This window comes from Rhodoferax sp. EU05-FHT12H12, assembly GCF_058791215.1.
Genome location: NZ_JBYTDI010000005.1, coordinates 165,482 through 182,096, shown reverse-complemented (window position 1 = coordinate 182,096; position 16,615 = coordinate 165,482). Strand labels below are relative to the sequence as shown.

14 protein-coding genes are annotated in these 16,615 nt (G+C 64.6%); 4 read left to right on the top strand and 10 right to left on the bottom strand.

Translation table 11 applies throughout. The features are described 5' to 3' along the window. Positions 1-12 precede the first annotated feature (12 nt). From AC3WS7_RS15340 to AC3WS7_RS15320, 5 genes are all read right to left on the bottom strand, one after another. A complete protein-coding gene (locus AC3WS7_RS15340; protein ID WP_492656960.1) occupies positions 13-837 on the bottom strand; it encodes a LytR/AlgR family response regulator transcription factor in 825 nt (274 codons plus the stop codon). Then, entirely contained in the window at positions 834-1,868 is a 1,035-nt protein-coding gene (locus tag AC3WS7_RS15335) for a sensor histidine kinase (RefSeq protein ID WP_492656959.1), read from the bottom strand. Before AC3WS7_RS15335 ends, AC3WS7_RS15340 begins: the two co-directional genes overlap by 4 nt. Positions 1,869-1,947: 79 nt before the next feature. Beyond that, the gene (locus AC3WS7_RS15330; protein WP_492656958.1) at positions 1,948-2,586 is read right to left on the bottom strand and encodes a DUF2306 domain-containing protein; all 639 of its coding nucleotides are present in this window, start codon (positions 2,584-2,586) and stop codon (positions 1,948-1,950) included. Between the two features lie 24 nt (positions 2,587-2,610). After that, entirely contained in the window at positions 2,611-3,414 is an 804-nt protein-coding gene (locus tag AC3WS7_RS15325) for a MipA/OmpV family protein (RefSeq protein ID WP_492656957.1), read from the bottom strand. A gap of 10 nt (positions 3,415-3,424) precedes the next feature. Then, complete coding sequence (locus tag AC3WS7_RS15320; protein ID WP_492656956.1) at positions 3,425-3,961, bottom strand: DUF6622 family protein; 537 nt, start codon at positions 3,959-3,961, stop codon at positions 3,425-3,427. Positions 3,962-4,132: 171 nt separating this feature from the next. Here AC3WS7_RS15320 and AC3WS7_RS15315 point away from each other — a divergent pair, with 171 nt between their 5' ends. The 4 genes from AC3WS7_RS15315 (at position 4,133) to AC3WS7_RS15300 (ending at position 8,325) form a co-directional block, all read left to right on the top strand. After that, a complete protein-coding gene (locus AC3WS7_RS15315; RefSeq protein WP_492656955.1) occupies positions 4,133-5,479 on the top strand; it encodes an efflux RND transporter periplasmic adaptor subunit in 1,347 nt (448 codons plus the stop codon). Further along, positions 5,457-6,191 carry an ABC transporter ATP-binding protein gene (locus AC3WS7_RS15310; protein WP_492656954.1) on the top strand — a complete coding sequence of 245 codons (735 nt, stop codon included), beginning with the start codon at positions 5,457-5,459 and terminating at the stop codon, positions 6,189-6,191. Before AC3WS7_RS15315 ends, AC3WS7_RS15310 begins: the two co-directional genes overlap by 23 nt. After that, positions 6,188-7,423 carry an ABC transporter permease gene (locus AC3WS7_RS15305; protein ID WP_492656953.1) on the top strand — a complete coding sequence of 412 codons (1,236 nt, stop codon included), beginning with the start codon at positions 6,188-6,190 and terminating at the stop codon, positions 7,421-7,423. Before AC3WS7_RS15310 ends, AC3WS7_RS15305 begins: the two co-directional genes overlap by 4 nt. Positions 7,424-7,488: 65 nt before the next feature. Then, a complete protein-coding gene (locus tag AC3WS7_RS15300) occupies positions 7,489-8,325 on the top strand; it encodes an undecaprenyl-diphosphate phosphatase (protein WP_492656952.1) in 837 nt (278 codons plus the stop codon). 423 nt (positions 8,326-8,748) lie between these two features. Here the strand turns inward: AC3WS7_RS15300 and AC3WS7_RS15295 are convergent, their stop codons facing one another. From AC3WS7_RS15295 to mutS, 5 genes are all read right to left on the bottom strand, one after another. After that, positions 8,749-10,455 (bottom strand): putative bifunctional diguanylate cyclase/phosphodiesterase, encoded by a 1,707-nt coding sequence (locus tag AC3WS7_RS15295; protein ID WP_492656951.1) that lies wholly within the window; start codon positions 10,453-10,455, stop codon positions 8,749-8,751. Between the two features lie 4 nt (positions 10,456-10,459). Further along, positions 10,460-12,250: an ATP-binding protein gene (locus tag AC3WS7_RS15290; protein WP_492656950.1), complete on the bottom strand. Its 1,791-nt coding sequence runs from the start codon at positions 12,248-12,250 to the stop codon at positions 10,460-10,462. Positions 12,251-12,256: 6 nt separating this feature from the next. Then, positions 12,257-13,060: an alpha/beta hydrolase gene (locus AC3WS7_RS15285; protein WP_492656949.1), complete on the bottom strand. Its 804-nt coding sequence runs from the start codon at positions 13,058-13,060 to the stop codon at positions 12,257-12,259. Positions 13,061-13,121: 61 nt separating this feature from the next. Next, on the bottom strand, positions 13,122-13,949 hold the full coding sequence (locus AC3WS7_RS15280; RefSeq protein ID WP_492656948.1) for a proteasome-type protease: 828 nt from the start codon (positions 13,947-13,949) through the stop codon (positions 13,122-13,124). 46 nt (positions 13,950-13,995) lie between these two features. Next, positions 13,996-16,593, bottom strand: a complete 2,598-nt coding sequence (gene mutS / locus AC3WS7_RS15275; protein ID WP_492656947.1) for a DNA mismatch repair protein MutS — start codon at positions 16,591-16,593, stop codon at positions 13,996-13,998. Positions 16,594-16,615: the final 22 nt, after the last annotated feature.

Below are 16,615 nucleotides of genomic sequence, written 5' to 3'. Positions count from 1 at the left end.
TTGCGTCAGCGCCTACATCGCCTTGAAGCGATGGGCATACAGCCGACTGACCGGGAGTCTTTCACTTCTGTGGTGCAAGGTCAAGCAGAGGCGCCCGGCCTCGTCGCGGTTGACGCTGCGGATGGCCTGCACCCGCACCACGGTACCGCGGTGGATTTGCCAGAACAGCTGGGCGTCGAGCTGGGGCAGCAGTTCCTTGAGCGGGGTGCGCAGCAGGTACTCCTGGGTGGCGGTGAGCACGCGCAGGTATTTGTCGGCGGCCTCCAGGTACAGCACGTCGCCTACCGGAATGATGTGGATGCTGTTGCCGATGCTGGCTTGCAGCACCTGCAGCGGCGGGGCAGCACTGGCTGCAGGGGCCAGCAGGCTGCGCAGTTGGGCCAAGGTGGCCTCCAGCACGGTGTCATCTGCTCCTGTTTTAGGAGCTGCTTGCGCAGTATTGGCAAGGGTTAACTGCAGTTTTGATACTGTTTTCTGCAGCCGTGCCGCCTGCACCGGCTTGAGCAGGTAGTCCACCGCTTGGGCCTCAAAGGCCTGCACGGCATACTGGTCGTAGGCGGTCACAAACACCAGCGCGGGGAAGGGCTTCGCCCCCGGCCCGTCCAGGGGCCAGGTGTCTGCCAACTCGGCGGCAGCCTCCAGCCCGCTTTGGCCTGGCATGCGGATGTCAAAAAACAGCACATCGGGTTGTAGTGCCAGCGCGGCCTCTACGGCCGATACGCCGTCGCCCACCGTGCGCAGCACCTGCAGTGCGGGCCAGGCCTGGCCCAGTTCGGCCAGCAGGGCCTGGGCCAGCAGCGGTTCGTCTTCGGCAATCAGGGCGGTGGGAGGGTTCATGGTTTTAAGGGAAAAGTGATGCTAACCCGCGTACCACCTGCGCGAGAAGCTTCTATTTTGATAGCGCCCATGGCGCCGAACGTGGTGCGCAGCCGGTCTTGCACCTGCTGCAGGCCAAAGCCCGCGCGCCGGGTGTCGGGCGGCGGCATGCCCAGTCCGCTGTCCTCGACCTCCAGGCACAGCAGCTCGCCTTGGCGGGTGGCGCTGATGCGTACGCTGCCACCTTCCACCTTGGGCTCCAGCCCGTGCTGGATGCTGTTTTCTACCAAGGGCTGCAGCAGCAGGGGCGGCACGCAGCACTGGCGCAGGGCGTCAGGCAGCTCCAGCGTGAAGCGCAGGCGCGGCCCCATGCGGATGGCCATGAGCTCCAGGTAGTCCTCCAGGCGGGCAAATTCGCTGTCCAGTGTGTGCGGGCGGCTGGCGTCGGCGCGTGAGGCGTTGAGGGTGGCGCGCAGGTAGTCAATCATGTGGTCCAGCATGGTCTGGGCGCGCGCCGGGTCCAGGGCAATGAGGGCGCGCAGGTTGGCCAGCGTGTTGAACAGCATGTGGGGCTCCAGCTGCGTTTCGAGCAGACGCAACTGGGCTTCGCTGGCCTGGCGGCGTGCCGCTTCGGCTTTTTCGCGTTCGATCGCCAGCACCTCGCGGCTGACGAACTCGTGCGTGAGCACGGTGCCTGCCACCAGGCTCAAAAACAGCATGCCCCAGGCTTTGTGGGGCGAGGTCATCCAGTAGTGAAACGCGCTGCCGCCCAGAATCAGGTCGGCCACAAAATTGCCGAAGAAAAAACCCAGCACCACCCCGATGGGGACGATCACCAGCAGTCGGCGCATCTGGGTGGACCAGTCGTGCAGGAAAAAGAAACGTCCCACATCGATGACCGCACCAATGCTCAGGCCGATGCACTGGGAATAGACCAGGTTGTCCCACAGACCATGGTCGCCAAACAGGGTGATGCCAATGGCAATCACGGTGTTGAGCGTGAGGGTCTTCCACAGGCCCTGGCCCAGGGTGGTGAAGTGTCTGCGTGTCATGCTGGCAAGTATGCCGTCAGCCATTGGCTCCACGCCTGTTGGCCCAGGTCGTGCTGTTGCATGGGATGTCCTGCACCGGTCATGCTGGGGGGATGCGGTGCAGGCGGCGGATCAGCCATTCGGCCACCAGCAGGTTGGGTACCCAACTCAGCCAGGCAATGGCGCGGTACGCGTCCTCAAATGGGAGGCCGGCCATCAGGCTGGCGGGAATGTAGAGCCGCAGCGTGATGGCCGCCATGGTGAGCGCGTAGCTGCGCAGCATCCAGTCCCGGTGAGCCGTTCGATCACCCCGGCGCATGGCCAAGAAGCCCGCACCCGTACTGCACAGCCACAGCATGGCCGCCAGCCCGAAGCCCCACGCGGAGACCGGTCCGCCCTGGGCCTCCAGAGCCATGGACAAGCCGCTGGTGCCGCCCAGCACAACCGCCAGCACATACAGGCGCCCCAACCAGCGGTGCAACAGGAGGTGGCGGGTGCGAATGGCGCGGTTGACCTGCAGGGCACCGACCACCAGCGCCACCGGGCTGCACACCATGTGCAGCAGTGCGCCCACCGGGTGGCGGGCAAACAGGCTGGCGGCAAAGTCCGGTCGGGCGCTGGTCAATACCAGCCAGAAGGCATAGCCAGCCACGCCCAGTGCCAGCAGCATCAGGGTGGACCACCTAGCCCATTGCGCAAGGCCATAGGGTGCTGGAAAGAGAGAGTTTGTTGTCGACATGGTGTGGGCCTTCGTGGATCGGGGTCAGAAGGCGTATGTCAGTGCCAGCACCGCAGCATTGGCATTGCTGCTGCGTGCGACCGGGCTGTTTTTGGCAGCATCGCCCAGCACACTGCCCGACACGATGGTGGTGACAAAGGTGCGCGGGTTGAGGGCGTAGGTGAGGGATACGCCCAGCCGGGTGTCGCGCAGGCCTGCGTCGGGGGTGTAGAGGGCGTAGCCACTGCGGGCGGCTTGTGGGGCGTCGACCCCAAAGTAGCTTTGCATGTGCTGGCGGTCGGCCAGGGTCGCGCTGAGTTGGGTGCCCAGGCGCCACTGGGGTGCCAGCGCCACCGAGTAGCCCACGCCCAGGTTCACCACCGTGCCATTGCTGCTTGGGCCCGAGCCCCAGCGCACCGAGCCGGTGAGCGCCAGGCCTTCAGCCGGGGCGTAGGTGACAAAGCCACCGACTTCGGGCTTGGCATCCACATCGCCCATGCCGCGCAGGGCCGCGTTGTCGCCGCTCGGGCGGCCCAGGTCCGCTGTCAGGCGCAGGCCGTAGTGCAGGGCCGGGTTTTTGGAGAAGTTGTAGCCCACGCCATTGTCCAGCCCGGCGAACCAACCGTTGGCCCACTGGTAGCTCAAGGCGGGAAACCCCAGCGTCTTGCGCTGGTCACTGCCCAGGTATTCCGGGGTCGACACGATGGCCAAGCCTATCGTGCCGCCATCGGCGCCGGGTGCGGCGTTATGCAGTTGCACCGAATCAAAGGTTTGGGCAGCGGTTGGAAGCACCACACCCAGCAGGGCGGACCAGAGGGCGAGGCGCGTGGTGGAGGTGGAAGCTGGCATGGGGTGCTCCTCAGGCATTGACTCGGGACGTCGGCGTGTGGTGGTGCCATTGGGCATCCGTGTGTGCGGCCAGCTTCCAGAGCCGCAGGCTGCGGCCCAGCAGCACACCGCTGCACAGTCCATACATGCCAGCTATGGCCGTGGCGGCTAGGGGAGATTGCAGCAGGGCGGGGGCGAGCGCCTGGGTGGCACCCACGGCGTATTTGGTGAAGAAGATGCCCATCATCAGCGCCAGCGGAACGGCGCTGCCCGGTACGGTGAAGCGCTGGCGGGCCAGGTCGTAGTGGGCGTCGGCGGGCAGGGGCTGGCGCAGCACCAGGGCGGCAGCACTGAGGGCCACCACAGCCCACAGCAGCAGGGCGGTCGGGTAGGCAAGCGCTACGGTCAGCGTGCCGTAGAGCGAAAGCCCCACCAGCGCCAGCGGCAATGCAGTGACGCGCATCCAGCCCATCTGCTGGGTCAGGGTTTGGCGCAGGCCCAGTACCAGCAGGCCCAGCAACAGGGGCCACACCCAGACCGGGGTGTTGGAAACAAACATAGAGAACATGGCAAGACTCCCATGAGAAGGTTCAACAGTGATGGGCCGACTGTGCCGCCCGCATGCCACGGGCGCGAGGGGGCTGCGACGAAATGCCGCTTGGGCGCCGCGAAATGCCAAAAAGCGGGGGCTTTCGGGGGTTGCCACCGCACTGCCATGGGGGCTTTCTAGAATCGGTGCATGAACAGAACATGGATAGGTGGCGCCGCGGTGTTGGTCGCCGTGCTTGGCGGTGGTGCGTGGTGGTGGACGCAGGCGGGTGCCGGCGACAAGGTGGAGTACCGCACGGCGGCCATCGTCCGCGGCCATCTGCAGGCCACTGTGGCGGCCAGTGGTGCGGTCAGCCCGGTGGCCCAGGTGAGTGTGGGCACGCAGGTGAGCGGGCAGATCCGCGAGGTGCTGGTGGACTTCAACAGCGAGGTGAAGGCCGGCCAGCTGATTGCCCAGATTGACCCCGAGACCTTTGAATACCGCGTGCGCTCGGCCCAGGCCGATGTGGACGCTGCGCGCGCTGCCGTGTTGACCGCGCAGGCCAATGTGGCCGCTGTGCAGACCCAGGTCTCGCGTGCGCAGGTGGACCTGAACGAGGCGCAGCGCGACTTGGAGCGCAAACAAAGCCTGGTGGAAAAACAGTTCATTACCCAGAGCGAGGCCGACAAGGCGCGCGCACTGGTGAACACCAGCACCGAAGCCCTGAAGGCGGTGCAGGCCCAGGTGGGTGTGGCGCAGGCACAGGTGAAAACGGCGCAGGCCAATGTGGCGCAGCGTGAGGCCGCGCTGGCCCAGGCGCGGGTGGATTTGGCGCGCACACGCATCACCTCGCCGGTGAACGGCATTGTGATCAAGCGCACCATTGAGCGTGGCCAGACCGTGGCCAGCAGCCTGCAGTCGCCCGAGCTGTTTGTGATTGCGCAAAACCTCTCCGACATGCAGGTGGAGGCCGCCATTGACGAGAGTGACGTGGGCCGCCTGCAGCCGGGACAAAAAGCCAGCTTTAACGTGGACGCCTTCCCGGGCCAGACCTTTGAAGGTGAGATTCGCCAGGTGCGCAAAGCCGCCACCAATGTGGCGAATGTGGTGACCTATGTGGCCATCGTGCGTTTTGCCAATGTGCAGGGCAAGCTGCTGCCGGGCATGACGGCCAATGTGCGGGTGGTGACCGAGCAGCGCGAGAACGTGCTCAAGGTACCCAACGCGGCGCTGCGTTTACGCATCGAGGGTGTGGAACCCGTGGCACCTGCGTTGGCTGCGTCGGCACCCGGTGCACGTGCGCAGGGGCCCCGCCCCGAGGGCGGCGCGGCGCGTGGCGCAAACCGCAGCCGGGTGTATGTGATGGGCAGCGATGGAAAACCGTTGGCCTATGCCGTGCGGGTGGGGGTGTCGGATGGCAGCAGCACCGAGCTGATCTTGCCGCCGGACTCACCAGCAGCGACGGCATTGCGTGAGGGTGTGGAGGTGTTGGTAGGCACCACGCCGCAAGGCGGCGCCACTGCACCGCGCAGCAATGGCCCGCGGCCTCCGTTCTGAGGCGGGCACCGTGCCATCGACCACCCCGGCGCGCGCCCTGATCCAGGCGCGTGACCTGACCAAAACCTATGCCATGGGCGACCAGACGGTGCACGCGCTGCGCGGGGTGTCGCTGGAGATTGCCGAGGGCGAGATGGTGGCCATCATGGGCGCCTCGGGCTCGGGCAAGTCCACGCTCATGAACATACTGGGCTGCCTGGACCAGCCCAGCGCCGGCAGTTATGTGCTGGCCGGTGAGCCGGTACAAGACATGGCGCCGGATGCGCTGGCCAGCATTCGCAACCGGCGCATTGGTTTTGTGTTCCAGCAGTTCAACCTGCTGCCGCGCACCAGCGCGCTGGAGAACGTGGAGCTGCCCATGGTCTACGCCGGTGTGCCCGCCGCCCAGCGCCACCAGCGTGCACGCGCTGCCTTGGAGCGGGTGGGCCTGGGCCAGCGCACCGGCCATACACCGGCCGAGCTGTCGGGCGGGCAGCAGCAACGCGTGGCGATAGCGCGCGCACTGGTCAACCACCCCCAACTCATATTGGCCGATGAACCCACCGGCGCCCTTGATTCGCAGACCAGCGAAGACATCATGCAGCTGCTGACCGAGCTCAACCATCAGGGCATGACCGTGGTGCTGGTGACGCACGAGGCCGACATTGCCGCTTGGGCACGGCGCACGCTGGTGTTCAAGGACGGGCACATTGTGGAGGACACGCTGCGATGAATACTTTAGCGGCGTTGCGCAGCGCCTTGCGTTCGTTGGCGGCCAACACCTTGCGCAGCATCTTGACCATGCTGGGCATCATCATTGGCGTGGCCGCTGTCATCACCATGGTGGCGGTGGGGCAGGGCGCCACCAACCGCGTGCAAGAGCAAATGAAGGGGCTGGGCTCCAACATCATGTTGGTGCTGCCCGGTGGTGTGTCGCAGGCCGGTGTGCGCCTGGGCGCACAAACCCGCCAGCGCCTGACCGAAGAAGACGCCACCGCCATAGCGCTGGAGATTCCCGAGGTGCAGGTGGCGGCCCCCACGTCGCGCACCAGCGGGCAGCTGGTGTTTGGCAACACCAACTGGGGCAGCAGCATCATTGGCGTGAACAACGACTACCTGGAGGCGCGCGACTGGCCGCTGGCCAGTGGCCGTGTGTTTGACGCGGCCGAACTCTCGGGCTCGGCCAAGGTGGCCTGGATTGGCAGCACCGTGGCGCGCGAGCTGTTTGGCGAGCAGGACCCGGTGGACCAGGTGATCCGTGTGCGCAACATTCCCATCACGGTCATTGGTGTGCTCGCGCCCAAGGGGCAAAACTCCATGGGCCAGGACCAGGACGATGTGGTGATGATCCCGCTGGGCACGCTGCGCAACCGCATCTGGGGCGGTGACGCCACCAGCCGCTTGAAGCGTGTGGGCGCCATCAGCGTGAAGGTGCGTGACGGCCAGGACATGAAGGCGGTGGAGGCAAGCATCAAAGACCTGCTGCGCCAACGCTTCAAGGTGCAGGAGGGGGGCGATGATCCCTTTGTCGTGCGCAACCTGACTGAAATTTTGCAGGCGCAGGAAGAGTCCAGCCATGTGATGACCTTGCTGCTGGCCGCGGTGGCGGGCATCAGCCTGGTGATTGGCGGCATTGGCATCATGAACATCATGCTGGTGAGCGTGACCGAGCGCACGCGCGAGATTGGCCTGCGCATGGCGGTGGGCGCGCGCGGGCGTGACATCCTGGCGCAGTTCCTGATCGAGGCGGTGACGCTGAGTGTGCTGGGCGGCGCCATGGGCGTGGCGCTGGGCGCGCTGGCCACCTGGGGCGTGGGCCACTTTGCCGGGTGGCAGGTGTCCTTAAGTGTGGGGGCGGTGCTGCTGGCGGTGGGCTTTTCGGGTGTGGTGGGCGTGTTTTTTGGCTACTACCCGGCCCGGCGTGCTTCCAAACTGTTACCGATTCAAGCGATTCGCTATGAATAAGTGAGCTGCTCGCGCAGATAATACGGGCGTTCTGGCTATTTTTTGCTTACAAAAGGGAGTGTGTTTTGGACATGATATTGCTGATCAAGGCGGCCCTCATGGGCGTGGTGGAGGGGTTGACGGAGTTTCTGCCCATCTCCAGCACCGGCCATTTGATTCTGGCGGGCGCGCTGCTGGACTTTCTGGACCACGACAAGCGTCAGGTGTTTGAAATCGCCATCCAGACCGGCGCCATCTTTGCCGTCATCCTGGTTTACTGGCAAAAAATCCGCGACACGCTGGTGGCCTTGCCCACCGAGAAACAGGCGCAGCGTTTTGCCCTGAATGTCGCGATTGGCTTTGTGCCTGCGGTGGTGCTGGGCTTGTTGTTTGGCAAGTTCATCAAGGCCCACCTGTTCACCCCGACCATCGTCGCCACCACGTTCATCGTGGGTGGCTTCATCATCCTCTGGGCCGAACGCCGCCAGACCCACAACCCCAAGACCGTGCGTGTGGCCGAGGTGGATGACATGACGCCACTGGACGCGCTGAAGGTGGGCCTGGTGCAGTGCCTGGCCATGGTGCCCGGCACCAGCCGCAGCGGCGCCACCATCATCGGCGGCATGCTCTTGGGCCTGTCGCGCAAGGCCGCCACCGACTTCTCGTTCTTCCTGGCCATTCCTACCTTGATTGGGGCGGGGGTGTACAGCCTGTACAAAGAGCGGGCGCTGTTGTCGGTGGCGGATGTGCCGCTGTTTGGCGTGGGACTGGTGTTTTCGTTTGTCAGCGCGTGGTTGTGTGTGCGCTGGTTGTTGCGGTTTATTTCTACCCACAGCTTTGTGGGGTTTGCCTACTACCGCATCGTGTTTGGCATCGTGGTGTTGGTGACGGCTTGGACTGGGGTGGTGACTTGGGCGGCTTGATTTTGTTTTTGTAGCGACACTTTTTCTTTTAACTCCCACTCCCCCAGCCCCTCGCCCCGTCGGCGAGGGGAGCCTTTGAACAGCCGATTTGGGGGCTGCGCTCCGGCTACGGTGCTACACAAGTACCGCTGCCAACAGATGGGTGCGCCACGGCCAGTGCCAACGGTTGTGGTGAATAGCAAAAAACTGGTGCGGAGCCACTGGCGGGCGCAGCCGCCAGCGTTGGCACACAAATCCCTCCGAGGTCGCCACAACCGCAGGCACTGGCCGTGGTGACAACGCACGCTGGCAACTTCACACCAGTAGCCACGCAGTCGGCGTGCAAAAACAAAATACGGTTGTTAAGAGCTCCCCTCGCCGACGGGGCGAGGGGCTGGGGGAGTGGGTGTTAAAAAAAGCGGTGCAGGCGATGGAAAAAAATAGTCAGCCCCGATACCCCGCAAAACACAACACCGCCTCCTCCGCCGGAACCGGTTTGCTAAACAGATAGCCCTGAAACTCCTCACACTGCAGCTCGCGCAGAAATGCCAGCTGCTCGGTTGTCTCCACCCCTTCGGCCACCACCGTCAGACCAAAGCTGTGCGCCATCGCCACAATCGCCTTGGTGATCGCGGCATCCCCCGTGTCCTGCGTGATGTTGCGGGTGAAGGCCTGGTCGATCTTCAGCGCGTCCAGCGGGTACTGCTTGAGGTAGGCCAGGCTGGAATAGCCGGTGCCGAAGTCGTCCATGGCCAGCTTCACACCCAGCGCCTTGCACGCATGCAGTGTGGCCAGCGTGGAGGCCACACTTTGCAGGGCCATGCTCTCGGTCACTTCCAGCTCCAGCATGGACGGAGGCAGGCCGGTGCTCTGCAGTACCTGGGCGACCAGAGTCGGCAGCTCCTTGCCGACAAACTGGCGCACCGACAAATTCACCGCCATGCGGAAGTTGCTGTGGCCCTGGGCCAGCCAGGTCGCCGCTTGGGCGGCCGCGGTGTGCATGACCCACTGGCCCAGCTGCACGATGACGCCGCTTTGCTCGGCAATCGGGATGAACTCGGAGGGCGGAATCCAGCCCAGCGTGGCGTGGTGCCAGCGCAGCAGCGCCTCAAAGCCGACCACGGCACCGCTTTCGATGTTGACCTGCGGCTGGTAGTAAACCTGCAGGTCGCCCTGGGCCACGGCGCGGTGCAGCTCGTTGTGGATTTGCAGCGAACGGGCCACCTGGCGGTTCATGGCAGCGTCGAAGTACACATAGGTGCCGGGGCCGGTCGGCTTGGCGTGGTGCAGGGCCGACTCCGCATTGAGCAGCAGCGCGTGTGCGCTGTCCGCCTGCATGGGGTACAAGCTGGCACCCGCGCTGGCGGTGAGGAAGAGCGTGTGGCCGCTCACCTGGTAGGGCTGGGCCAGGCGGCGCAGCATTTCGGTGGCGCGCTCGTTCAGCTGCGTTTCAAGGCCCAGCCCGGCCATGCACACGGCAAACTGGTCGCCACCGATCCGGCCCACCACATCATGGGCGCTTGGTTGCTCCCATTGCGCGGAGTAGAGGTTCAGGCGCTTGCCGACTTCACGCAGCACCAGGTCACCCACGCCGGTGCCCAGCGATTCGTTGATCTTGGCAAAGCCGTCCAGGCCCAGGCAGAGCAGGGCGACACCTTGGTGGTGTGCCAGGGCCGATTCCAGCTGCTGCTCAAACAGGTCACGTCCCGGCAGGGCCGTGAGCGTGTCGATCTGCATGGCGTAGCGGGTTTCATTCTGTAGCCGTTGGGCTGCCTGGTCGAGGCTGCTGCTGCGCTGCAGGCGGGCCTGCACGGCTTCGAGCAGTTCGTCGCGGCGGCAAGGCTTGGTCAGGTAGTCGTCGGCACCCAGGTTCATGCCGGCGCGCACATCGGCCCGGTCGGCCTTGGCGGTCAGCATGATGATGGGCACCGTGGCGGTGCGGGCGTCCTCGCGCAGCTTGCGGATCAGGCCGTAGCCGTCCAGCACGGGCATCATCACATCGGTCAGCACCAGGTCGGGCCGCAGGGCCTGCGCCTGGGCGTAGGCGTCGGCACCGTCGCAGGCGACCATCACCTCGTAGCCCTCCAGTTCCAGCATCCACTGCAGGTTCTCGCGCAGCGAGGGTTCGTCTTCGGCAATCAGGATGCGCATGGCCTCAGTCCTCAGGTGTGCATTGGTGGGCGGGCAGGGTCACGGTGAAGGTGCTGCCCTTGCCTACGGTGCTCGTGACACGGATCTCGCCCTGGTGGCAGGTCACGGCCTCTTTCACGATCGACAGGCCCAGGCCGGTGCCGGCAATCGGGCCCACATTGCTGGCGCGATGGAAGCTCACAAACAGCTGGGCCTGGTCGGCCTCGGGAATGCCAATGCCCTGGTCGGACACGGTGAATACCAGGGCCTGGCCCTGGTCCTGCACCGCAAAGCGCACCAGCCCGCCCTGGGGCGAATACTTGATGGCGTTGGACAGCAGGTTGCCCACGATGTTGCGAATCAGGGTGTCGTCGAGCCAGAAGCGCTGCTCGGCCGGGGGGAGTTCCAGCTGGAGTTGCACGCCCACCAATTGGCGTGCCATGGCGCTACGCACCTCGTCCACCAGGCCGTTACAAAAGGTGGTGATGCTCAGGGCGCGGGGTTTGAACTCCAGCCGTCCGGCATCGGTGCGGCCAATCACCAGCACGTTCTCCAGCATGTGTGTCATGCGCTCCACGGCATCGTCAATCTTTTGCAGCGTCTGCTGTTTTTTGTCGGCCGGCATGCGGTCTTCGTAGTGCTGCAGCAGTTCCACTGAGCCGTGGATGGTGGCCAGTGGCGTGCGGAACTCGTGGGACGCCATGGTGATGAAGCGGGCCTTCATGTCGTTCAGCGCAATTTGCTGTTGCAGCGCCAGGCGTTGGCTCTCTTCGGCTTGCATGCGGGCGGTGGCGTCCACCACAAACAGCAGCGTTGCATTGCGTTGGCTCCACTCAATCAGCACGGCAGACACTTCCAGCGTGCGCACGTCGCCAGTGCCGGTGATCATGCGAAAACTGTACGACGGCTCCATCGCCTCGCCGCGCATGCGGCGCTGGTTGCGCTCCAGCAGGGCGGGCACATCGTCGGGGTGTGCGGTGGCGGTAAAGGGGTGGGACAGCAGGTACGCGTGCGAATGCCCGGCGATGCGCACCATGCTCGGGTTGGCAAACACCGTGCGCCCGTCCTGCACCACCATCACACCCACGCCCACGTTCTCGATGACCGAGCGGTAGCGTGCCTCAGAGTTGCGCATCTCCTCAATGGCCTGCTGCCGTTCCAGCGCGGCCCCCACATGGTTGGCGACAAAGCCCAGGATGTCGGCGTCGTCCTCGGAGTAGTGCACATTGGGTTCGTAGCCCTGCACCACCAGCACGCCGCGCACGCGGCCCTGGATCTGCATGGGCACGCCCAGCCAACTGGTGAAGGTCAGGTCCCCGGTGGCATGGGTGATCTCGCCGCTGTTCTGCAGGGCCTGAAAACGCTCGGCACTGATGAGTTGGGGTTGTGCGCTGCGCAGCACAAATTCGGTCATGCTAGGCAAGCGGGGCACGCCAAAGCGCTGCATGGTGTCGCCGTCTTTTTCGTCTTCGTAGTAGGGAAAGTCCACCGTGTTTTGGGATGGGTGGCTCAGGCACACATAGAAGTTTTTGGCATACAGCAACTCGCCCAGCAGCTGGTGCACGGTCTTCAGAAAGTCGTAGAGCGTGAGTCCGGCCGTGGCGCGCTCGGCTATCCGGTAGAAGACCCTTTGCAGGGCCTCCGCCTTCTTTTGCACCTGGGCTTTGGTGTGCAGCTCGCGGGTGCGCTGTTCCATCCACTGGCTGGCCAGGGTCTGCTGTTCGTCCAGGGCGGCTTGCAGTTGCCGGTTTTTGGACTGCAGGGCCTGAACCTGTTCTTGCAGTCGGTCCACTTGCGCTTGCAGGCCGGTGTCCATGGGGCGTCAGCGCTCCATGTTCCGTAGCGCTGCTTCCAGGGCTGCGGCGGTGGCCAACGGCTTTTCCATGGGGAAGAGGTGGCTGCCGTCCAGCATCATGATGCGGCCCTTGGTCACCTTCACGGTCATGGCCATGCCGACCTGTTTCATCTCTTCGGACTGGTCGCCGCCAATGAAGGTCACCGGGCATTTCACCGGGTGGCGCGCCAGCAGGCGGTCCAGGTTGTCGGGCAGGGTGTTGTAGAAGGCGGTTTCAATCGCGCGGTCAAAGGCCAGCACGCGTTTGTCCTCTTCGTCCGCGTCAAAGGCGTCTACGTAGTCTTGCAGTACCTGCGCATCCCACTTGGCAAACGCCTTCTTGTGCTGGAAATGCTCGAAGGCGGCTTGTGCACTGGGCCAGCTGTTGCGGCGCTGGCGGCTCACGGCGCCGGGCGAGATGGCGCCCACCAGCTGGGTCGTCTTGGCCAAGCCCACCATGCGCGAACGCCAGCCGCCCACCAGCGGGGAGTCCACCAGTACCACGCCCTTGGTCAGCTCGGGGTGCAGCGCAGCTGCCATCAGGCTCAGAAAACCGCCCAGCGAGTGGCCCACCAGCCAGACCGGCTCTTCTGCCTTTTCCACCACCTTGGTAGCGTAGTCCACCAGTTGCTGCACCACGTGGGGCCAGTTGTCGGTAACGGGGAAGCGCGGGTCGTGGCCGTATTTGTCAACCGCCTTGACGGCATAACCGCGGGCGCGCAGGCTTTTGAAGAGCACCTTGTAGGTACTGGCAGGAAAGCTGTTGGCGTGAGAAAAAACGATGGTCGACATCAGATGAACACCGCAGAGCCGCCCGCGGGCCGCAAGAACACAAACAGGGATGCGTGCATGCTTAGATGAGCTTCTCGTCGGGGGTGGTGATTTTCTTCAGCGGCAGGCTGCGTGCCGATGGCACCAGCAAGGGCACTGCGGTCTGACCGCCATTCCACATCGGGTCTTCAATGCTGTCAAACACCTCGCGCAGCTTCTGGCCCCAGCTGTTGTGCAGCATGGCGAAGTAGGGGTTGTTCTCGTCGATGCAGACCACCTTGTCGGTGGAAAAACTGTTGGCTTCATACACCACCATGTCCAGCGGCAGGCCCACCGACAGGTTGGACTTGAGGGTGGAGTCCATGGACACCAGCGCGCATTTGGCGGCCTCGTCCAGCGGGGTGTGGGGGGTGATCACGCGGTCCAGCACGGGTTTGCCGTACTTGGATTCGCCGACCTGGAAGTAGGGCGTCTCGGGTGTGGCTTCGATGAAGTTGCCAGCCGAATAGACCTGGAACAGGCGCATGCCTTCGCCCTGGATCTGGCCGCCAAAAATCAGCGACACGTTGAAATCCACGCCAGCATTCTTGAGCGCCGCGCCATCGCGCTCCTGCACCTTGCGGATGGCCGACCCCAGCACGCGGGCCGCATCAAACATGCTCTTGGCGTTCCAGATGGTGATGCCTTCATCGTCCTCATGGTCCTTCAGCCGTTCGATTTGCAAAATCTCGCGTACCGACTGCGAAATGCTGAGGTTGCCCGCCGAGAGCAGCACCATGAAACGATCGTTGGGCTTCTCGTACACGATCATCTTGCGGAACGTGCTGATCTGGTCGAGCCCGGCATTGGTGCGCGAGTCGGAGAGGAACACCAGTCCGGCGTTGAGTTTGATGGCGACGCAGTAGGTCATTTTGTTGTTCTGGAAGGCGTAAAGCTAGAGTGTATCGGGGGGAGGCCTAGGCCTTGGAGGCCAAGGCCTTCAACTGGTACAGCGCTTCCATCGCCTCCCGCGGGCTCAAGGCGTCGGGGTTGATGCCCGCCAGCGCCGTCTCTACGGCGCTGCCAGCTTCCATGTCTTTGGCAGGTGGTGCCGCAAACAGGTCCACCTGGGCCTGCGATGCCGTGGCTTGGGTCTCCAGCGCCTCCAGCGTGTGGCGCGCCTGGTTCACCACCGCAGCGGGCATGCCAGCCAGGCGGGCCACCTGAATCCCGTAGCTGCGGCTGGCCGGGCCGGGTTCGATGGCGTGCAGGAAGACGATGTCGCGCCCCGCCTCGGCCGCGCTCACGTGTACGTTCATGGCCGCGTGGTGCGTGGCCGGAAACTCGGTCAGCTCAAAGTAGTGGGTGGCAAACAGCGTGAAGGCCTGGGTCTTGTCGTGCAGCTGGGTGGCAATGGCACTGGCCAGCGCCAGGCCGTCAAAGGTGCTGGTGCCGCGGCCGATTTCGTCCATCAGCACCAGGCTGTGCGGCGTGGCGCTGTGCAATATTTGCGCGGCCTCGGTCATCTCCAGCATGAAGGTGGACTGGGCGTTGGCCAAATCATCGGCAGCGCCGATGCGGGTGTGGATGGCGTCAATCGGCCCCAGGCGGCAGGCGCGCGCGGGCACGTAGCTGCCCATGCTGGCCAGCAGCACGATGAGGGCGACCTGGCGCATGTAGGTGGACTTACCACCCATGTTGGGGCCGGTGATGATTTGCATGCGCTGGCGGGCGCCCAGGCGCGCGTCGTTGGCGATGAAGTTGCCGCTGGAGAGCTCTGCCAACCGAGCCTGCACCACCGGGTGGCGGCCGGCTTCGATGTCGATGCAGGGTTCGGCCACAAACTGCGGGGCGCTCCAGTCCAGCGTGAGTGCGCGCTCGGTCAGCGCACACAGCGCGTCCAGCGCGGCCAGGGCACGGGCCACACGGGTGAGTTGCGGAATATGGCCCTGCAACTGGTCCAGCACTTGCTCGAACAAATACTTTTCTCGCGCCAGCGCACGCTCCTGCGCACTCAGGGCCTTGTCTTCAAAGGCCTTGAGCTCGGGGGTGATGAATCGCTCAGCATTCTTCAGGGTCTGGCGGCGGCGGTAGTCATCGGGCACCTTGTCGACCTGGCCGGTGGTGACCTCGATGTAGAAGCCGTGCACCTTGTTGAACTGCACGCGCAGGTTGGCAATGCCGGTGCGGGCTTTCTCGCGTACTTCCAGGTCCAGCAAAAAGGCATCGCAGTTGGTCTGGATGGCGCGCAGCTCGTCCAGGTCGGCGTCAAAGCCGCCGGCAATCACACCACCATCGCGCACCAGGGCGGCGGGCTCGGGGTCTATGGCGCGGGCCAGCAGGGCGGTAGCCTCGCCAGGCGGCTGCAGTTGCTCTGAAATATGGGCCAAATAGCCCTCTAGCCCTCGTAGATGTTGCGCGAGTAGCTCTGTTTTTTGTAGCGTCACCACCAGCGCCACCAGCTCGCGCGGGCGCACCTGGCGCAGCGCTGTGCGCGCGGTGATGCGCTCCACGTCAGCACAGCCTTTGAGCTGGCCGCGCAGGGTTTGCCAGAGGTTGCTACGGAGCACGCCAATTGCCTGCAGGCGGTGCTGGGCCTCGGTGCGGTCGCGCTGGGGTTCCAGCAGCCAGCTTTTGAGCATGCGGCTGCCCATGCCGGTCATGCAGGTGTCCAGCAGGCTGAACAGTGTGGGGCTGTCCTCGCCGCGCAGGGTCTGCACCAGCTCCAGGTTGCGGCGTGTGGTGGCAGGCAGGTCGATCAGCGCGTCGTTGCGCTGCACCTGCACGCGGTGGATGTGGGTGAGCGCGCGGCCCTGCGTGTGCTCGGCATAGCCCAAGAGGGCAGCGCTGGCAGCATGGGCCAGTGGCAGGTCTTGCGCGTTCCAGCTGCTCAGGCTGGCGGCCTGCAGCGCATCCAGCAGCTTGGTGCTACCCAGCGCGCTGTCAAACTGCCATTCGGGCCGGGCTGTCAGGTACAGCGCCTGGCTGGTGGAGCGCAGGCGCTTGAGGCGGTCTTCAAACGTGGTGGTGCAAGCGGCGCTGTAGGCCAGCTCGCTGGGGGCCACGCGGGTGATCCAGCCGTTCACCTCGTCGGGCGCGCATTCGGCCAGAAACACCACGCCCTGCGTGACCGACAACCAGGCCAGGCCGCAGCGGTTGCGCGGGCCCTGGTGCACAGCCATCAGGATGGACTCGGATTTTTCGTTCAACAGCTCGGCATCGGTCAGCGTGCCGGGGGTGACCACACGCACCACCTTGCGTTCCACCGGGCCCTTGTTGGCGCCCACCTCACCGGTCTGCTCGCAGATGGCGACCGACTCGCCATGGCGGATCAGTTTGGCCAGGTAGCCCTCCATGGCGTGGAAGGGTACGCCGGCCATCACCACCGGTTGGCCGGCCGACTGGCCGCGCTGCGTCAGTGTGATGTCCAGCAGCCGCGCAGCCTTCTCGGCGTCGGCATAAAACATCTCGTAAAAATCCCCCATGCGGTAGAACAGCAGGGTGCCGGGGTACTGGGCCTTGAGGCCCAGGTACTGCTGCATCATGGGGGTGTGGGGAGGGGCCTGTTCTGTCATCCAAAGAAGTCTATCAACTTCG